Here is a 15,908-nt window from a genome sequence, read left to right on the forward strand (position 1 = left end):
AAAACATAAAGCTTTTTTAATGATTACACTAAAAATACCTCCTTAAATATGTATGTTATACTAGGATTAAAATAAAGAAACCTGCCAGATTAAAAATAAAAATCCAACCAGAAACGAGAGATAAGATGAGCGGATTCAAATATAAAAAAATCGCTGATGATATTATTCATAAAATAAATGAAGGAGAATTGAGACCAGGAGAAAAACTAGCCTCCCAAAGAGAAATTGCGCAATATTATCATGTCAACAGATCAACCGTCGTGCAATCCTTGGATATTCTCAAAAGCTACGGTGTACTAGATACCATAGAGAAAAAGGGTGTATTTGTATCTCCAAATAAATGGAATACTTACATAACAAGTAATATTCGCTGGCAAGATTATATCGGAAAGAGTTTGTCTAAAAACAATCACTACTATATTCAAAAGATTAATGAATTAGAATTTGATGAAGACATCATACGGCTGGGGACTGGAGAGTTAGCGCCTGACTTCATACCCAACCATTTATTTAAAGAGATTATAAAGCAAGACGAAGAAGATAAATTAACGACAAACTATGAAGAACCAAAAGGAAAATTAGAGCTTCGATTAGAAATTGTTAACTATATGAAAAAAAGAGGAGTAGCATGTGATATAAATAATATTTGTGTCACTTCCGGGGCTTTGCAAGGGTTAAAACTGATTGCTGATGGCTTACTTGTACCGCAATCAAAAATTATTATTGAAACACCATCCTATATTCATTCCGTCCGCACATGGCATAATATTAGAGCCAGAATGACTCCATTAACCATTGATTACATCAAACGGAACATAAATAATTTATTTAAAGCTGGGAGTGACTATCAAAACAGTATCTTTTACTGTATTCCATCGTTACATAACCCGACGCAGAACACCTATACCAAAATGGAAAAACAGAAAATCATAAATCAATGTCAAAAAAATGGCATCCCTATCGTTGAGGATGGTATTTATGCTGATTTATGGTTTGGCTCTGAACAGCTTGTACCAATGAAAGCATTAAAAAACAGCGATAACGTATTGCTTTTAGGCAGCCTCTCTAAAACCGTAAGTCCGGGCTTGAGAATTGGCTGGATTGTAGCAGATAAAAATGTCATCAGACACCTGGCGGACTTAAAAATGCAAAATGATTATGGCGCAAGTTCTATTTCGCAGCATATTGCTGCAAGGTGGCTGCGTGACTATCATGAATCTCATATCAAAGAATTAAAAAAGAAGTTAATGTATAAAAGGGACTTGTTTCTAAAGGCTTTAACAACGTATTTATCAGATTACGGAGAATGGGATATACCGGATGGTTCCTTTTATATTTGGTTTAAGCTGCATGTTTCGCTGGATGTAAAAACACTTTTTAATGAAGCAATCAAAGAAAATATCCTGATCCAACCAGGAGAGATTTATGATAGCAGCGCAGCCGATTATATTCGGTTTTCCTATTCTTATATTAATGAAGCGCAAATTGATGAAATTTTTAGAAAATTAAAAGATATAATGGAAAGAATAAGGTAATAGGTCAGTAACTTCATTTATTCATGAAGGGAAAACGGTTAGGTTACAACACGATGATTGTCTGGACTTTCCACCTATCCAAACAATTAAAAACAAGTTTAATAGCCTTAACGGATTCACTTTATGAAAAGGTTACTCCTTTTAGGTCTATCGTTTCTCTTCATTCCCGATTAAATATGTTCCAAAAAATGTTTTGATGCTTTCTCAAGCCTTAGCATGAGCTACAGCATTATCATGAGGATTTGCCCCAAGCAACATTGTGAAGCCCGAAGCAAAAGCAATCTTATCTGAATCAGTCGTCGGCATTCCAGGAGCAACAAAATAATGTCCTGCACCGGGGTAGGTTACATGTTCATAATAATAAGGATGATTTTTTCGTCCTAAACGCTCTATCACTCTATCAGACATTATATCTGGCGGCCACAATTGATCATCACCACCCGAAATCAAGAGCACAGGACCATTTATGTTCTCTTGATTTCGGCATTCGTTTGTCCTTCCGTCAAATGGAAATACCAGTCCTGAAAAATGATATGCTCTTCTTTTTATATACTTTTCCCTATAGACGCTCCCAACCTTTTCAGGTGCTTTCCCTTTTGCATAGGGCAACTCCTCGCCTTTATATTTCCAAGAGGAGGAACTACTATTATTTTGACTAATTCCAGGATAAACAACCGAACTTGGTGCATAACCTGCTACCGCCTTAATCGCTGGAAATATAGAAGCTGATAATAGAGCTAGTTCCCCACCCTTTGATGTTCCAACCATACCAATTTTCTTAGTATCTACATTTGGTTGATTGCCCAACCAATTTATTGCTTTTTCAATATAATCAACTGAAATATTAACCAACTCATCTGGTAATTATTCCATACCAAAGTAAGCTAAAGCAAGTGTATTAAACCCATATGAAGCTAAAAGCGCAGCATTTTCTTCATGTAAACCACCTTCTGATCTCCCAAGCACAATGTTGGTTGGGAAAACAATGTTGCGACTATTCCTTGTTCACGTACCGGTATTCTTTTAACTTCGGGCAAAACGAAATGCCGCTTCAAAGATAACACATCCAACAATGCTTCTTGTCTTTTCAATATTAATTTTACTTCCAAAGGGTTTAAAGGTATTTGCTTTTTTGATGGTGCGTTTGAGTTGGGCAACATAGACCAAAAAAGACCAGCCGCATCAGCCTCAGAATAAGTTCCTGAAATAGGTTGGGCAGTCATTAAATCAACTCTTCCTTCCGTATCCGCTTCAAATACAGCGCAGGATTCCCAATCTATCCCAAAGTTATCTTGCATTTCAGCTTTAAGTATTACAATTTCACATGGAGAAAGTCCGCTCATACTGATTTCCACCTGCGAATCTATTAAATTACTGTTGGCTGAAAAATGAATTTTATGCAGTTCCATTATTTCACTCCTTTCCTGTTGTACAATTTACAGTAAAGCAATGAAAACTATTGGTTAAATAATTATTTTGGACTAATAGTAGATTGTTTTCACTTTTATCCCGAGGCAGTCATCCATTTTTATTTATCGAACAATCCGCAATGGTTTATTATTTCATCTGTTCTCAGCAGGGTTGCTTCAGCAATTCCTATGTTATTTTCTTTCATAAAAGACTGTACAACTTGGAATCCAACGGCATAACCGGCAAATGGGGATAATCCCACAGGCTGGTATCCTTGCTCCACTGCAATTTTATCTCCAAACATATAGCTGCTAACTTCCGCAAAACCTTTAACATCTAACGCATCTTTCATTACCTCGGTAGAGTACGCTAAGTCCTCTTTATCAAAGGAGGTAACCCAAGGTCCTAAAAGATCCTCTCCATAAAGCTCTTTAGCAAATGATTCTGCTAATCCTTCTATGATTAAATAGTCACCAACCGTAACATTGCCATGATCCCAATCAAAATACGAAAAGCGGATATTATGGTTAAATTCATGGGCAATCACTGCTGGAATTTTAGGAGTATTATAGGAATCGGGGTAAATAGACACTTGGATAAATCCCGGAATTCCACCGAATCCGCAATAACCCTTCTGCAATTCTAATTTTTTCGGATCTGCTATATACATTCCAAATCTTAATTCGTCCGTATTTATATTTAAATTATTTTCTTCTATAAATTGGACACAATCGTTCAACGTATTACGTGCTGTTTCAAGTGCTTGAATATCTTTTAAATTCTCCAATGCCTTTTTTCCTGTTTGCGTTTCAGATACATCAAGATAACCGAGCATATTTGTAGCTATTATGACATCATACCCATTAGGGTCTTTAGCCTTTAATGGAACATTAATCGTATTCCACATCTTTTCAAAAGGCTTCATCATAGAGTATCGAAAGTAATTTTCTCTATTTTCCTCCATAGAGAATAACTGTTCATATTGTTTCATTGTATTTTCTATTATTATTTTCACTGTAACCACCCTTTTATTTCTAATTATTTGTAAAGACCTTTATTGCACCGCTCATCAGTGTTGTTAACCCTGTACCATATTAATCAATGTTTGGTATAAAGCGTTTATCTTCCATATAAACTTGACTTAATCCATAAAATTCATCAAGAGAGTAGTTCTTCCTAAAATTTTCATTTAAGAAATCATACTATTCTTTTATGATGGCTTGTACTTCTTGAGATTCAGGGGAAAAATCATGACAAACCGCAAGTTTATTAAAAATCGTATCCCACCTTTCCAATAAACTTTTGCGTTCATCCTCTGACATTCTTTTTAATTTCGCGTTTACAAGATTGACAGATTCCTTTCCCCAACGTTTACGAGCTTCTTGTTCGTAGGCTTTATAGCTAAAGCCAAGCCTTCAAATTTCTCTTCATTTGTCATCTTTATTTCACCTGACATGTATTGAATGGTTTTATTAATCGTATTTATCATTTTATCGATATTACTTTGTTTCTCTAGCAACATTTTCCGTTGAAACAGCAATGCTTCCCCTTGGTTAAATGATGGGCTATAAATAATCTTTCTTATTTCTTTTAGAGATAAACTCAACTCTTTAAAGATCAAAATTTGCTGGAGCGTTTTTATATTTTCTTCTGTGTATAATCGATAACCGGAACTGGTAGTTTCTTTTGGAGTCAATAAACCAATCTCATCATAGTGAAGCAGTGTACGAGCACTAATACCCATTAAATCAGTCACTTCCTTTACTCTCATTGCCACTTTTAGCACCTCCTTGTTTAGTACTATGAGGCCTTACGCACCGTAAAAGTCAATAGAAATATCAATTTATTACTCAATTTATTTTTTAACGGGCGCTCTTTAAATCATCTTATGTCGGTTATGATTTTTAGTTTGATTTTCAAGTAATCAGAAATTATAAACTGGATCCGCCCTATTTCTATCTTCCACAAACCATTGTTTCCCTACTGGCAGCTATTTGTTAATTATTGTTGCTAATCATTCTCGAAAAATTATGGCGTAATTATATACAACTAAATATTTTACAAGCGAGAAATAATTGTATACTGACCATTATTTCTCGCTTGTGTTTTAATCACCTCTTGTATACATATAAAAAACAGCCAAGAACTTTATTTACTAAAATTCATGACTGTCTGCTTTTACTTGCATTTATATTGGTAAAAGATTTTATAGCTTCAAAATCATCTATATTAATTGTTTTAAATATTAAGTCAAATTTATCAAGTTCTGTTATTGGTTTTTTTACCTCTGCTATCACCGTCAAATTTTATGAATCATAACAAACAGCAACAAAGCAATAAGCACCAATATCCCGCTCCCAGCTCCTACATAATTAACCGAACTTACACTAATTACACCGCCTCCTACAAATGCACCTAATCCAATTCCCATATAAAGCGCGGATGCACTAAAGGATAAAACCATTTGCGCTGATTTTGGATTCAATGATATAAGAAAGGTGTTAAGAGCAGGATTCATCCCAAATCCAGGAACGCCCCATAAAATGGCGACAATGGATACCATAATAACCGCAAGTGTTGATGGATTTAATAACGATAAAAAGGAGAAAGAGGCCAATAATACTGCAAATCCTCCAAGAGACAGCATGAGTGTTTTAGAAGAACCAATTCGATCTGTAAAGTATCCGCCTATCAGGTTTCCAAAGAGTGCTCCAATCCCAAATAACATTAGAAAAATACTGATATTCTCCATATTGGTAATCCCCGTAATAATTGGAGCAATATAGGTATAGGTCATAAAGCCGCCAGTAGTACCAATTATATTTACAACTAAGGTTAACAGAATAACCTTATTAAATCCTTTTAACCTTTCTCGAATCGTCATCTCTCCTTCCCTTTTCATTTTAGGTAAAAATAGAAAAACTCCGATAACTGTAATAAACGAAATAACAGATACAAAAATAAATGAATAGCGCCATGTGGCTGCATTACCAATCCATGTTCCGATAGGCGCTCCTAAAACTAAACCGATGGTTATACCTGCCAATATAAATGATAATGCCTTCCCTCTCATTTTTTCAGACACCAAGCTGGCAGAAGCAGTCATTGCTAAAGGAGTAAATATCGCTGCTGCCAAAGCAGCCAATATTCTAGTAATAAAAAGCATTTCAAAAGAAGCTACGATGGCAGAGAGTGCATTCGCAATCGCAAATACCAGCATGGATACAACCAATAACCCTTTTAAAGGCAAATTCATTGTTAAGGTTCCAAAAAGAGGTGCTCCTATAGCATAGGCAATTGCAAAGGCAGTAACCAGTTGACCTGCTGCAGCAATCGTGACATTCATATCATTGGAGATATGCGGTAACAAGCCAGCAATCACAAAGTCGTCTGTCCCGATAATGAATGTTCCAAGTACGAGTATAAGAAGCCGATAATTCACTTAACCCTCACCTTCTTCTTTTTTCATTTTCCAATACTTCATCAATTTTTCTAAATGCAATTCAATCTCCTGCAAATGATTAATTTGTTCACGAACACTTATTAACCTTTCCGAATAGAGGTCTATAGCATCTTGAGCGCACTCTCTATTTCCAGCAAACTGAAAATCACCACATGATAAAACGTGGTAGATCTCCTCTGTATTCATTCCCAGCTTTAAAAATAATTGAACAGCTTTTACCGTTTCAATATCTGATTCCTCATACTCCCGATACCCGTTTTCCTTCCGGGGAGGACGTATTAGATTCTTCTTTTCGTAATATCGTAATGATCGAATACTTACTCCTGTTTCCTGTGACAATTCACCGATTTTCATTGGTCTGCCCCCCTTCTTTTTCTTAAGTAATATCATCATAAGCCCTGACACCGTGTCAGGGTCAATTACTTTTTCTTTTGGATTTCTTTGCAAAAAAAAGACTTACTGTTTTTTAACAGCAAGCGATGATTTTCAACTTGTATATTTTTTCATGTAGTTTCAATACTGAACCAATCTTCGGTACAAAATACCTGTTTTTGCCCTGCATCTAATTTCACTTTTTTGCCAATGGCTAATGGGTGCATCGGATGCGTGTGGCATGTATCGAATTCAGCTAAAATTGGCATTTCTAATCCATCCAATTGTTCCATTAATAAATCCAGTGGCTGCTTACCTGTTCCTAAATCATTGTATTGTTCATGTTTTCCCAAAATAATACCAGATACCTTATTAAAAATACCCTGTATTTTTAACATAGCAAAGTTTTTTTCAACAATTGCCGCATCTTTTGCACAATCTTCAATCAATAAAATGTCCCCTTGCTTCATTACAGGGAAATAAGATGAACCAATAAATCCATACATGGCATTCACATTTCCGCCAATCAGCCTTCCCTCTGCAACTCTACTTTGACCAGTAATCCACTCATTTTTATAGAGCTTTTTCTCCGTAGTTTTTTCTTGCCAATTTACTCTTTCATCAGACCAAAATGAAGGCATTGGCACGTTATAAGGTAAATGATTTGTTTTCATAAAATAGTCTTCAAAATAATGATATGTATCATTTACTAAAGGTTCAAATTCACCAAATGAAGGAATCAAAGCTGGCCCATAATATGTTGTAATCCCTGTTTTTGCATAAAGCGCGAGTAAAATATCCGTTACGTCTGAATATCCAACTACCAACTTAGGATTTTTCTTAAATGCTTCATAATCAATATACGGCAACATACTATTTGAATTTGTCCCACCAATAGTTGACATTACCATCTTTACGTTCGAATTATGTAATAGCTCATTTAATTCCATTGCACGCTCTTTAGGTGATCCTGACCGATAAAAATCCTTTCGATCTGTTAAATTTCCTTCAATGAGAGCAAACCCTTTTTCTTTCAAAAAAGATTTTGCTCGTTCAAAGCGTTTTTTTGCTGTAACGGTTGCTGGTGAAGATGGAGTAAATATACCGATTGTATCTCCATTTTTCAAAGGTTCCATAATAATAAATCACCTCATAATTCTATGACAATTATATTGCTAACTAACTTCTATTAATGAATCTTTTTCTGTTAAGTAATTTTTGGCAATTGTTAATTTTTTGAGATATAGATTCCAGGAAGTGCATTTACTTTCACATTATAAATTATTTTAAAATTTTCACACTGGAGGAACATAAACATTTAAAAATACTGGAACAGTCATAATGCCTAAATTCACTAGAAAGTGAGAGAATATAGCCCATCGTAAACTTCCCGTCTTAAAATAGATAATAGACCATACAATTCCTAATAAAGATAAAGAAATAAACTCGTGATAGATTGAAAATACTATCATTAGCGTTTAATCGATAATTTCAGTATAATTCCACATACTCTTTGATACTACTTGCTAGTTTTTAATATTTATATACCCTCTCCTCAATAGCACTCCCTTCCTTCTATATCTATATCGACATAAAAGGAAAAGATTTGAAGTATCGGAATAAAACGAAACTTCATTCAGTGGGAGTTTCCGACGTAAACCTCTATACGGATGGGACGAGTAATCGCAAAAGCTCTTCGACGGGGCGATTAATCACAGCCCACCCCCTGCTCAGGACGTCGCGAACTTAATCTGCTGCTTTTCTCCCACTGAATGATTAGTTTAGTGATTCAGGGAGTTAGCGCTCGTTATCTCCCGTCTAAATAAATTTATTCTCTCTCTTTTTTTGAGGCGGGAGTTTTACAGGCGATTCTCCATGATAAGTGATTTTTGATTAGTAGTTATAATACTAAAAAAGAAACATCTTTCATAAATACTTCATTCACCTATTATAGAACCGGTTACTTTAATATATTGTCTAATAAAAAGTTTCTATCTTCTGGAAAAGTTAAACGAAGTTCCTGTAATTCTTCTATGCTTTTCCAAGCAATATCATAAATCAAATGATCAGGATCCTGAATTTTTCTTTTTCCGCCAACGATTTTCACAAAGAAATAGTGAACTTCAAAAGAAATATTTATTTTCTCATAAATCCCCTTTTTTACTTTTAATTCATCAACTACTTCTGCAATATATCCTGTTTCCTCTTTGATTTCCCTAATACAACATTCTTCAAAAGTTTCATTTCTTTCTTGGCCACCTGATGGCACAGACCAAGTTTTGTCCTCTTCGGGTTTTCCTTGCAGTACCATTAGCAGTTCGCCATTTTCATTTATACATACACCTGCCGAACCAAACCATTTTGAACTCAAAATACTCCCTCCTTTTGCGGAATAAAAAACGAAATACAATACTCATCTCTATATTTACAAGAACCAATTTGAAACAATCATACCTTATTATTACCATAGCAGATTATTATAAGTTATCAATATTTACTCTAAACCCATTCAAACATGGACAATATTCTATCACGTCCTTATTTACTAACGATAAAGTCTCGTGAAGTAACTTCGGGACTTTTTAGCTTTATTTAAAACAAAAAGGTAACTGCATTCTTTGAGATACAAGATAACAGTTACCTTTTTGATATTCATTTTTTCATCAGAAACTCATTCCCGGCAATTCCAGGTGTTGTCATCTCTTTTGGATCCAGAATCGTATCCAGTTCCTTCTCTGATAAAAGGTCGTGCGCCTTGCAGATTTCTTTGATAGTCAGCCCTGTTTCAATTGCCTGCTTAACTACCTTGGCAGCTGTTTCATATCCTAAATGTGGATTCAATGCGGTGATAATGCCATAACTCTCTTCCACATACTCACGGCATCTCTCTACATTTGCTTCTATACCGCTTACTGCATAGCTTGTAAACACATCTAAGCCATTGTCCATTATTTTAAGAGACTGCAGCAAATTAAAAATAATAACCGGCCCCATCACGTTCAATTCAAATTGTCCGGCTTCAGATGCCATACAAATCGACTGGTCATTGCCTGCAACTTGAAAAGCAACCTGGTTGACCACTTCGATCATAACCGGATTTACTTTTCCAGGCATAATGGAAGAACCCGGCTGCTTTGCAGGAAGAATGATTTCCTGAAAACCTGTCATTGGTCCGGATACCATCAAACGCAAATCATTACAAATTTTGGACATATTCATTGCCAACACTTTCAACGCCGCTGAAAGTGCCGTATAAGCATCTGTATTTTGTGTGCCATCTACTAAATTTTTCGCTGAATGGAGCTTCACACCAATCTGTTTGGATAATTGTGTTACTGCTTTTTCCATGTACTCAGGTTTGGCGTTAAGGCCTGTCCCAACAGCTGTTGCACCAATATTGACCGTCAGCATTGCCTCTGCTGCCTGCGTAATTCTATTAATATCCCTGCTAACCACTTCCGAATAAGCGCTGAATTCCTGACCTAACAGGATTGGTACAGCATCCTGAAGGTGAGTTCGTCCCATTTTTAGCACATTCTGAAATTCTGCTTCTTTCTTCACCAGTTCTTTTTCCAATCGCTTCAAGGTCGCTATCAATTCCTGAGCCATGCGATAGGAAGCTATTTTTAATGCCGTTGGTATCGTATCATTGGTGGACTGGGACATGTTGACATGGGTATTAGGCGAACAGAAATTATAGTCGCCTTTTTCTTTTCCCAATATTTCCAAAGCACGGTTGGCCAGCACCTCATTCATGTTCATATTAATGGAGGTGCCTGCTCCTCCCTGAATGGAATCCACGACAAACTGATCCAATAGTTTTCCTTCCATCACTTCTTCGGCAGCGCTTACAATTGCCCCCCCAATAGATTCTGGCAGCATTCCAGTATGCATATTGGCCAGTGCCGCTGCCTTTTTCACCTCGGCGAGCGCGAGAATCAGCTCTTTATGAACTGGGATTTCCGTGATGGGAAAGTTCTCAAGAGCACGTACCGTTTGAACGCCATAATAAGCATCCTGAGAAATCGTTTTTTGTCCTAAAGAATCTTTTTCAGTTCTAAATCCTGTTTTATTCATCATATACACTTCCTGTATAAATACTAATCTATCACGTTCATTATACTACCAAAAGGGAATAATTCCTACCCAATCTCTATTTTCCTGTTCGTTCCCTGCTTCTCTAATAATATTTGTATCATTTGCTGCTTTATCTATAATTGTTAATAGTTCTTCCTGGTCTGAAAAAGAAAGCGTATCTGGAACAGCAAAGGGATAGACTATTTTATTTTCTAAAGTGAGAAATGAAACAATCTCTTTATTTTTTGTTTCCGTCAATTATCTGTGGCCTTTCATATAACAATTAAAATAGCATCAAAAAATCTGTGAGCTTTTTTAAAAGTGATATTAAATTTGTGATTAAAAGATAAATCGTTATAGGCAGTTTCCCGTAACAGTTTATCTTTTTCTTGTTGCCCGATATGTGAACGTTTTCATTATTATAAACTAGTATTTTAACACTCAACTCTATTACTCTATCACGATAATTCATCCGAATAATTACATTGCTTTCCAAGAGGAAATGCGATCTCAAATTGCTTTGTACACCACTTCTATTAAAAACCTTTCCAAATAACTAAGGGAAATCTACAGAAATCTGCAGGTTTCCCTTAACCAAATTATTATTCACAGCGTTTTGTTTATTTTCTATAGTTACTCTTTCTACTGCTTACATCCATAGTGCGAAGCTTTATTCATTCCTGTACTCCCCCCTCTTTTTTTAATCTTTCCCCTAACGTATGAGCCTCTTTTATAGCAGTTTCATCTTTCAATATATCTAGAGGTTTATTTCCCTCGCCTATTAAATATCCCTTATACTCCAATCCAATGAAATCACAGATGTAAGCGAATTGTTGTATTAAAGGCATTCCTTTAACCAAAGGATTATCTCCTCCAACCGCAATAATATAAGCTTGTTTACGATTCATTTGTTGATTAAAATTGGGATAGTTTTCATCTCTAACTGTCTGCGACCAGCGATCAATGAATCTTTTCATCACACTGGTCATTCCAAACCAATAAATAGGCGTTGCAAAAATTAAAACTTCACAGTCAATGATTAGATCGATTATTTGGCCATATTCATCTTCCACTGGTAAGAATCCATTTCTTTCGTGTCTCTGATCGGTAATATCGTTAAACTGATATTTTTTCAAATCAATTTTTGTTACTGCTGGTAGGTTCTTAATAACTTCTTCTGTTAACCATTCCGTATTCCCTTGATATCTCGTACTTCCGTAGATAACTCCAATTTTCATTTAAACCACCTCGTACCTGTTATTCTTCTTATTTTTACTCTTCGTAACAAAGTAATGTAAAACTAAACCAAACAACATTAATCCTCCCATACAAATAAATCCTATACTTGGAGAAAAAATATCGATTAATAATCCAAGGACACTTGCAAATACAGCCTGAAGAAATAGCGCAATTCCCATCCAAACAGACATCGCTCTGCCCATTAGTGATTTAGGAACAATTTCCATAAGCATGGTATTCATAATAATTCTTATCGAAGAATTTGAAAAACCAATGATGAAACTACCTAGGAAAATAACGAAAACAATAGAATTAAAAGATAGACCTAGTAACGTCATAATAGATAACGCAAAGATTACGTTGACAGCTTTGTTTTTTGTAATATTTCTCGCAAATGGCGCTGCAATAAATCCGGAAATCAAACCGCCAATTCCATAAGCCATATCAGAAAATCCAAAGACCACCGAATCAGCATTTAACGTTTTACTAACATACTCTGGTAAAACAACATTAAAAACCATGGTAACTACTAAAGGAATCGCTGCTACTAACCCTAGAAGAAAAGTTAATTTATGAGAATATAAGTATTCAATTCCTTTTTTAAAAGATTGAAGATAACCTTCATCTTTATCTATCAAACTTGACTCATATTTAACAAAAATCATAAATAAACTACAAATGACAAACATTAAAGAATTGATTAGCAGAATAGCTTCAAATCCAGCAAATCGATAGATAAAACCAGAAGCTGCACCTGCCATAAACATTCCAACTTGTAAACTAATCTCGACTAACGAATTCCCTTTTGATAATTGCTCCCCTGACAGCAATTCTTGAATAAGACTACGAGATGCAGACATATAAATACTCCATCCGATACCGTTAACAATGGAAAATAAATAGATATACCCTATAGAAAATCCGTCTAATAGAAAAGCAACTGTAAGTATCCCAATAGCAACCGCTCTTAAAATAAATGTTATTTGGATAACTACTTTTCGATTAAATTTATCTGTAAGAATACCGGTCAATGGTGAAACAAGAAAACCAGCTATGACATTCAGTGCTAACATCACACCTACTGCTCCAGACGAACCAGTTTCATCTAATAGATACCAATTTGCTCCAATTGTACTCATTCCTACTCCAAATCCTGACATAATATCTGCAAGAAAAAAGAATAAAAAATTTTTATTTTTTAAAATTGACATTTTATCGCCTCGTCCTTTTACTGTTATTATCTTGAATATCCTATGACGTAAAATGGATAATTCAAAAGCTTCCCTCGACAATCAATTTAATCTCACCATGATACGAGGCTTTTAATTCTTAATTAACATAAAATTAATATTCACAAAATATTAGAAAAACTATCCAGCGAATAATAGAATCAACAAGGTAATTTCAAAAATAAGCTATGCATAATCTAAATGGATTAAGTTAATCAATTCTGTCGCTTTATTTTTTGCATCCTTAGAATTACTACTAGTTGTAATAACGTACCCCAGTCTATCATCCGAACTTTCAGGAACTTTTACAGCAGATCCCGGCCGAATGCTTACTCCATATTTAATAACAGATGGATTCGTTTTAAGATGTTCTATACCACTTATGTTTGAGATTATTCCATTTTTCGGAGCAGTTAAATAAGCTATCGACGTTGCTTTTTTAAATGGAAAATATTCATTTATAGGTAAGCCCAAATAGAAGTTTACGGTCTCTTCAAAAATATCCCAACCGTAAGTATTCACAAGAAGCTGAGAAGAAATCTGATCTCCGCCGGGTCTTCCATTTACTTCGATAATTTTTGGTCCAGAATTCGTTAATTTTAATTCCACATGGCTTGGCCCGTTATCAATCCCTATGGCTCGTACAGCTTTAGAACCCACCTCGACAAGCTCTTCTTGTCTATTAAAATGTACGGAGGCAGGGACGGTATGGGATGTTTCTACAAAAAATGGTAAATCTGATGTTTCCTTCTCCGTAACGGATGAAAAAATAATCTCTTTGTCTTTTAGAAAGAACTCAACACTAAACTCTGGCCCCTCTAAATATTCTTCCACCAGATAGTCTCTGCTAACGTCAAATCCCATATAGGTCTTTTTAAATTCTCTTAACTTATGAAATGCTTGAACCATTGCTTCTTTATTATTGATAAAAAATACTCCCTGGCTACTCGCACAATTTGTTGGTTTCAGTACGACTGGATAGCCAATAGATTGTGCAGATTCACATGCTTCTTCCAAGCTTGATACTTTGGCAAATCGAGCGCTGGGAACGTTGTACTTTTTATACACAATACGCGCTGAATCTTTATTACGAGCGGTATATGCAGCAACTGAGGGAACAGTCGGCAAGTCCAGCCATTCCGCTACTTCAGCAGTATAATGTGAAGCATAATCAGTTGCAGGAATCAACGCATCTATTTTCTCATCATAGATGGAGTCTTTGATGGCGTTATAAATTAATTTTGGATCTCTAATATCAGCAATTAAAAAGTCATGAAAATAATTTTCATATCCATATATTTTAGGGTTATCCTTCGAAGACCCTATAGCAATAACTGTACATCCTTTTTGGTAAGCCCTCTCTACAAAATCGATTCCGTAGAAACTAGGCTCTACAAATGCAACAATTTTTTGTGTATCCATTTACTTACAGCTCCTTATTTTTTTCTGAAATAGTCATCTTTCACTGCCAAAGATATATTCTTTATCATTTCAATTGCGTTCTAATATGCTAAACCATTTAAATCCATCATAATTCCCTCCAGTTATTGGTTTTTCCACTTTTTTGTGAGCAACATTATTGTATGATAAGATATTTGTATAAACCAGATTAAAAATCCGATAGTTTCCATCGGAAATATCGATTGGAGCGAAAATAAATGGATATAAAGCAGCTATCAACGTTTCAGGTTGCAAGTGAAACGTTAAATTTCACGAAGAGCGCTGAAATCTTAAACTATGCTCAGTCCAGTGTTACTTCTCAAATCAAAAGTTTAGAGGCTGAATTAGGGGTTAATTTATTCGATAGACTAGGAAATAAATTGGTATTAACTTCATTTGGAGAAAAATTCAAAAGTTATAGTGATACGATTATTTCCCAATATCATTCAGCTATTGAAGAAATCCATTTTGATAAAAATATGAAAAGCACTATCACAGTTGGAGCAACCGAAAGTCAATGTACTTATAAACTGCCTGAAGTGCTAAAAGAATTAAAAATGCTATTTCCTAATATAGGAGTGATTGTTAAACCGCTTCATAAATTCTCTGAAATTCAGGCACAATTACATTCTGGTGAAATAGATTTTGCATTTATGCTCGATGAAGAAATAGAACGTGGCGGGGATAACTTGGAGATTTCAAAACTGGCATCAGAAAAGTTGGTTTTAGTTGCTTCTCCAGACAATACTATTTCACAAATTACTAACGCTAATTTACAAGATTTAACCGAAGAAACCATTATCCTTACCGAAAAAGGGTGTTCTTACAGAAATTTATTAGAGAGAACCCTTTCAAGTAAAAAAATAAACTTCCATGCAACGTTTGAAATCACTAACATAGAAACATTAAAAAATTGCGTGAAAACAAATCTCGGAATTGCTCTTTTGCCTTATGGAGTTGTAAAACAAGAAATTGAAAAAGGAGAATTAAAAATGGTCAGGCTGGCTGAAGAAAAGAATCGTGAAATATATCACTTTATCTCCTGGCATAAAGATAAGAAACTAACCCCCATTTTAAACTCATTAATTTCTGTTAGTGAACGTGTTTTCTTATAATCATGAGCCATATGAATTCCTTTACCTT

General features: G+C 35.1%; 15 protein-coding genes and 1 pseudogene. 2 read left to right on the forward strand and 14 right to left on the reverse strand.

The window, feature by feature from the left end:
* The first annotated feature begins 125 nt into the window (after positions 1 to 125).
* Entirely contained in the window at positions 126 to 1,535 is a 1,410-nt protein-coding gene (locus ACFO3P_RS16290) for an aminotransferase-like domain-containing protein (protein ID WP_289585216.1), read from the forward strand.
* Positions 1,536 to 1,739: 204 nt separating this feature from the next.
* Here the strand turns inward: ACFO3P_RS16290 and ACFO3P_RS16295 are convergent, their stop codons facing one another.
* From ACFO3P_RS16295 to ACFO3P_RS16360, 14 genes and pseudogenes are all read right to left on the reverse strand, one after another.
* Entirely contained in the window at positions 1,740 to 2,387 is a 648-nt protein-coding gene (locus tag ACFO3P_RS16295; RefSeq protein ID WP_289585217.1) for an acyl-CoA thioester hydrolase/BAAT C-terminal domain-containing protein, read from the reverse strand.
* 62 nt (positions 2,388 to 2,449) lie between these two features.
* A complete protein-coding gene (locus tag ACFO3P_RS16300) occupies positions 2,450 to 2,944 on the reverse strand; it encodes an acyl-CoA thioesterase/BAAT N-terminal domain-containing protein (protein ID WP_289585218.1) in 495 nt (164 codons plus the stop codon).
* A gap of 119 nt (positions 2,945 to 3,063) precedes the next feature.
* Complete coding sequence (locus ACFO3P_RS16305; protein ID WP_289585219.1) at positions 3,064 to 3,960, reverse strand: DUF2268 domain-containing putative Zn-dependent protease; 897 nt, start codon at positions 3,958 to 3,960, stop codon at positions 3,064 to 3,066.
* 82 nt (positions 3,961 to 4,042) lie between these two features.
* Positions 4,043 to 4,722 (reverse strand): annotated as a pseudogene (locus ACFO3P_RS16310) (MerR family transcriptional regulator); the annotation flags it as partial.
* Positions 4,723 to 5,244: 522 nt separating this feature from the next.
* A complete protein-coding gene (locus tag ACFO3P_RS16315; RefSeq protein WP_289585220.1) occupies positions 5,245 to 6,387 on the reverse strand; it encodes an MFS transporter in 1,143 nt (380 codons plus the stop codon).
* On the reverse strand, positions 6,388 to 6,762 hold the full coding sequence (locus ACFO3P_RS16320; protein WP_289585221.1) for a MerR family transcriptional regulator: 375 nt from the start codon (positions 6,760 to 6,762) through the stop codon (positions 6,388 to 6,390). It abuts the gene before it with no gap.
* 149 nt (positions 6,763 to 6,911) lie between these two features.
* Positions 6,912 to 7,916 (reverse strand): S66 family peptidase, encoded by a 1,005-nt coding sequence (locus tag ACFO3P_RS16325; protein WP_289585222.1) that lies wholly within the window; start codon positions 7,914 to 7,916, stop codon positions 6,912 to 6,914.
* Between the two features lie 159 nt (positions 7,917 to 8,075).
* Positions 8,076 to 8,252: a CPBP family glutamic-type intramembrane protease gene (locus tag ACFO3P_RS16330; protein WP_354005228.1), complete on the reverse strand. Its 177-nt coding sequence runs from the start codon at positions 8,250 to 8,252 to the stop codon at positions 8,076 to 8,078.
* A gap of 488 nt (positions 8,253 to 8,740) precedes the next feature.
* Entirely contained in the window at positions 8,741 to 9,154 is a 414-nt protein-coding gene (locus tag ACFO3P_RS16335; RefSeq protein WP_289585239.1) for an NUDIX hydrolase, read from the reverse strand.
* Between the two features lie 278 nt (positions 9,155 to 9,432).
* A complete protein-coding gene (locus tag ACFO3P_RS16340) occupies positions 9,433 to 10,860 on the reverse strand; it encodes an aspartate ammonia-lyase (RefSeq protein ID WP_289585223.1) in 1,428 nt (475 codons plus the stop codon).
* A 42-nt stretch (positions 10,861 to 10,902) separates the two neighbouring features.
* Positions 10,903 to 11,115 (reverse strand): hypothetical protein, encoded by a 213-nt coding sequence (locus ACFO3P_RS16345; protein ID WP_212929366.1) that lies wholly within the window; start codon positions 11,113 to 11,115, stop codon positions 10,903 to 10,905.
* 416 nt (positions 11,116 to 11,531) lie between these two features.
* Positions 11,532 to 12,095: a flavodoxin family protein gene (locus ACFO3P_RS16350; protein ID WP_193064564.1), complete on the reverse strand. Its 564-nt coding sequence runs from the start codon at positions 12,093 to 12,095 to the stop codon at positions 11,532 to 11,534.
* Positions 12,096 to 13,307: an MFS transporter gene (locus tag ACFO3P_RS16355; RefSeq protein ID WP_193064563.1), complete on the reverse strand. Its 1,212-nt coding sequence runs from the start codon at positions 13,305 to 13,307 to the stop codon at positions 12,096 to 12,098.
* 204 nt (positions 13,308 to 13,511) lie between these two features.
* Positions 13,512 to 14,747: an ATP-grasp domain-containing protein gene (locus tag ACFO3P_RS16360; protein WP_256706058.1), complete on the reverse strand. Its 1,236-nt coding sequence runs from the start codon at positions 14,745 to 14,747 to the stop codon at positions 13,512 to 13,514.
* 236 nt (positions 14,748 to 14,983) lie between these two features.
* On the opposite strand from ACFO3P_RS16360, the gene ACFO3P_RS16365 reads away from it, so the two are divergent.
* Complete coding sequence (locus tag ACFO3P_RS16365; protein ID WP_289585224.1) at positions 14,984 to 15,880, forward strand: LysR family transcriptional regulator; 897 nt, start codon at positions 14,984 to 14,986, stop codon at positions 15,878 to 15,880.
* The last annotated feature ends 28 nt before the right edge of the window (positions 15,881 to 15,908 follow it).

This window comes from Oceanobacillus aidingensis (assembly GCF_042654105.1).
In the GTDB taxonomy this organism is placed as follows: domain Bacteria; phylum Bacillota; class Bacilli; order Bacillales; family Amphibacillaceae; genus Oceanobacillus; species Oceanobacillus oncorhynchi.

Bases quoted from the DNA above. Each gene is read 5' to 3' on its own strand.
- ACFO3P_RS16320 (WP_289585221.1), bottom strand. From the start codon at position 6,762: ATGAAAATCGGTGAATTGTCACAGGAAACAGGAGTAAGTATTCGATCA.
- ACFO3P_RS16330 (WP_354005228.1), bottom strand. From the start codon at position 8,252: ATGATAGTATTTTCAATCTATCACGAGTTTATTTCTTTATCTTTATTA.
- ACFO3P_RS16365 (WP_289585224.1), top strand. From the start codon at position 14,984: ATGGATATAAAGCAGCTATCAACGTTTCAGGTTGCAAGTGAAACGTTA.
- ACFO3P_RS16290 (WP_289585216.1), top strand. From the start codon at position 126: ATGAGCGGATTCAAATATAAAAAAATCGCTGATGATATTATTCATAAA.
- ACFO3P_RS16350 (WP_193064564.1), bottom strand. From the start codon at position 12,095: ATGAAAATTGGAGTTATCTACGGAAGTACGAGATATCAAGGGAATACG.
- ACFO3P_RS16355 (WP_193064563.1), bottom strand. From the start codon at position 13,307: ATGTCAATTTTAAAAAATAAAAATTTTTTATTCTTTTTTCTTGCAGAT.
- ACFO3P_RS16325 (WP_289585222.1), bottom strand. From the start codon at position 7,916: ATGGAACCTTTGAAAAATGGAGATACAATCGGTATATTTACTCCATCT.
- ACFO3P_RS16340 (WP_289585223.1), bottom strand. From the start codon at position 10,860: ATGATGAATAAAACAGGATTTAGAACTGAAAAAGATTCTTTAGGACAA.
- ACFO3P_RS16300 (WP_289585218.1), bottom strand. From the start codon at position 2,944: ATGGAACTGCATAAAATTCATTTTTCAGCCAACAGTAATTTAATAGAT.
- ACFO3P_RS16360 (WP_256706058.1), bottom strand. From the start codon at position 14,747: ATGGATACACAAAAAATTGTTGCATTTGTAGAGCCTAGTTTCTACGGA.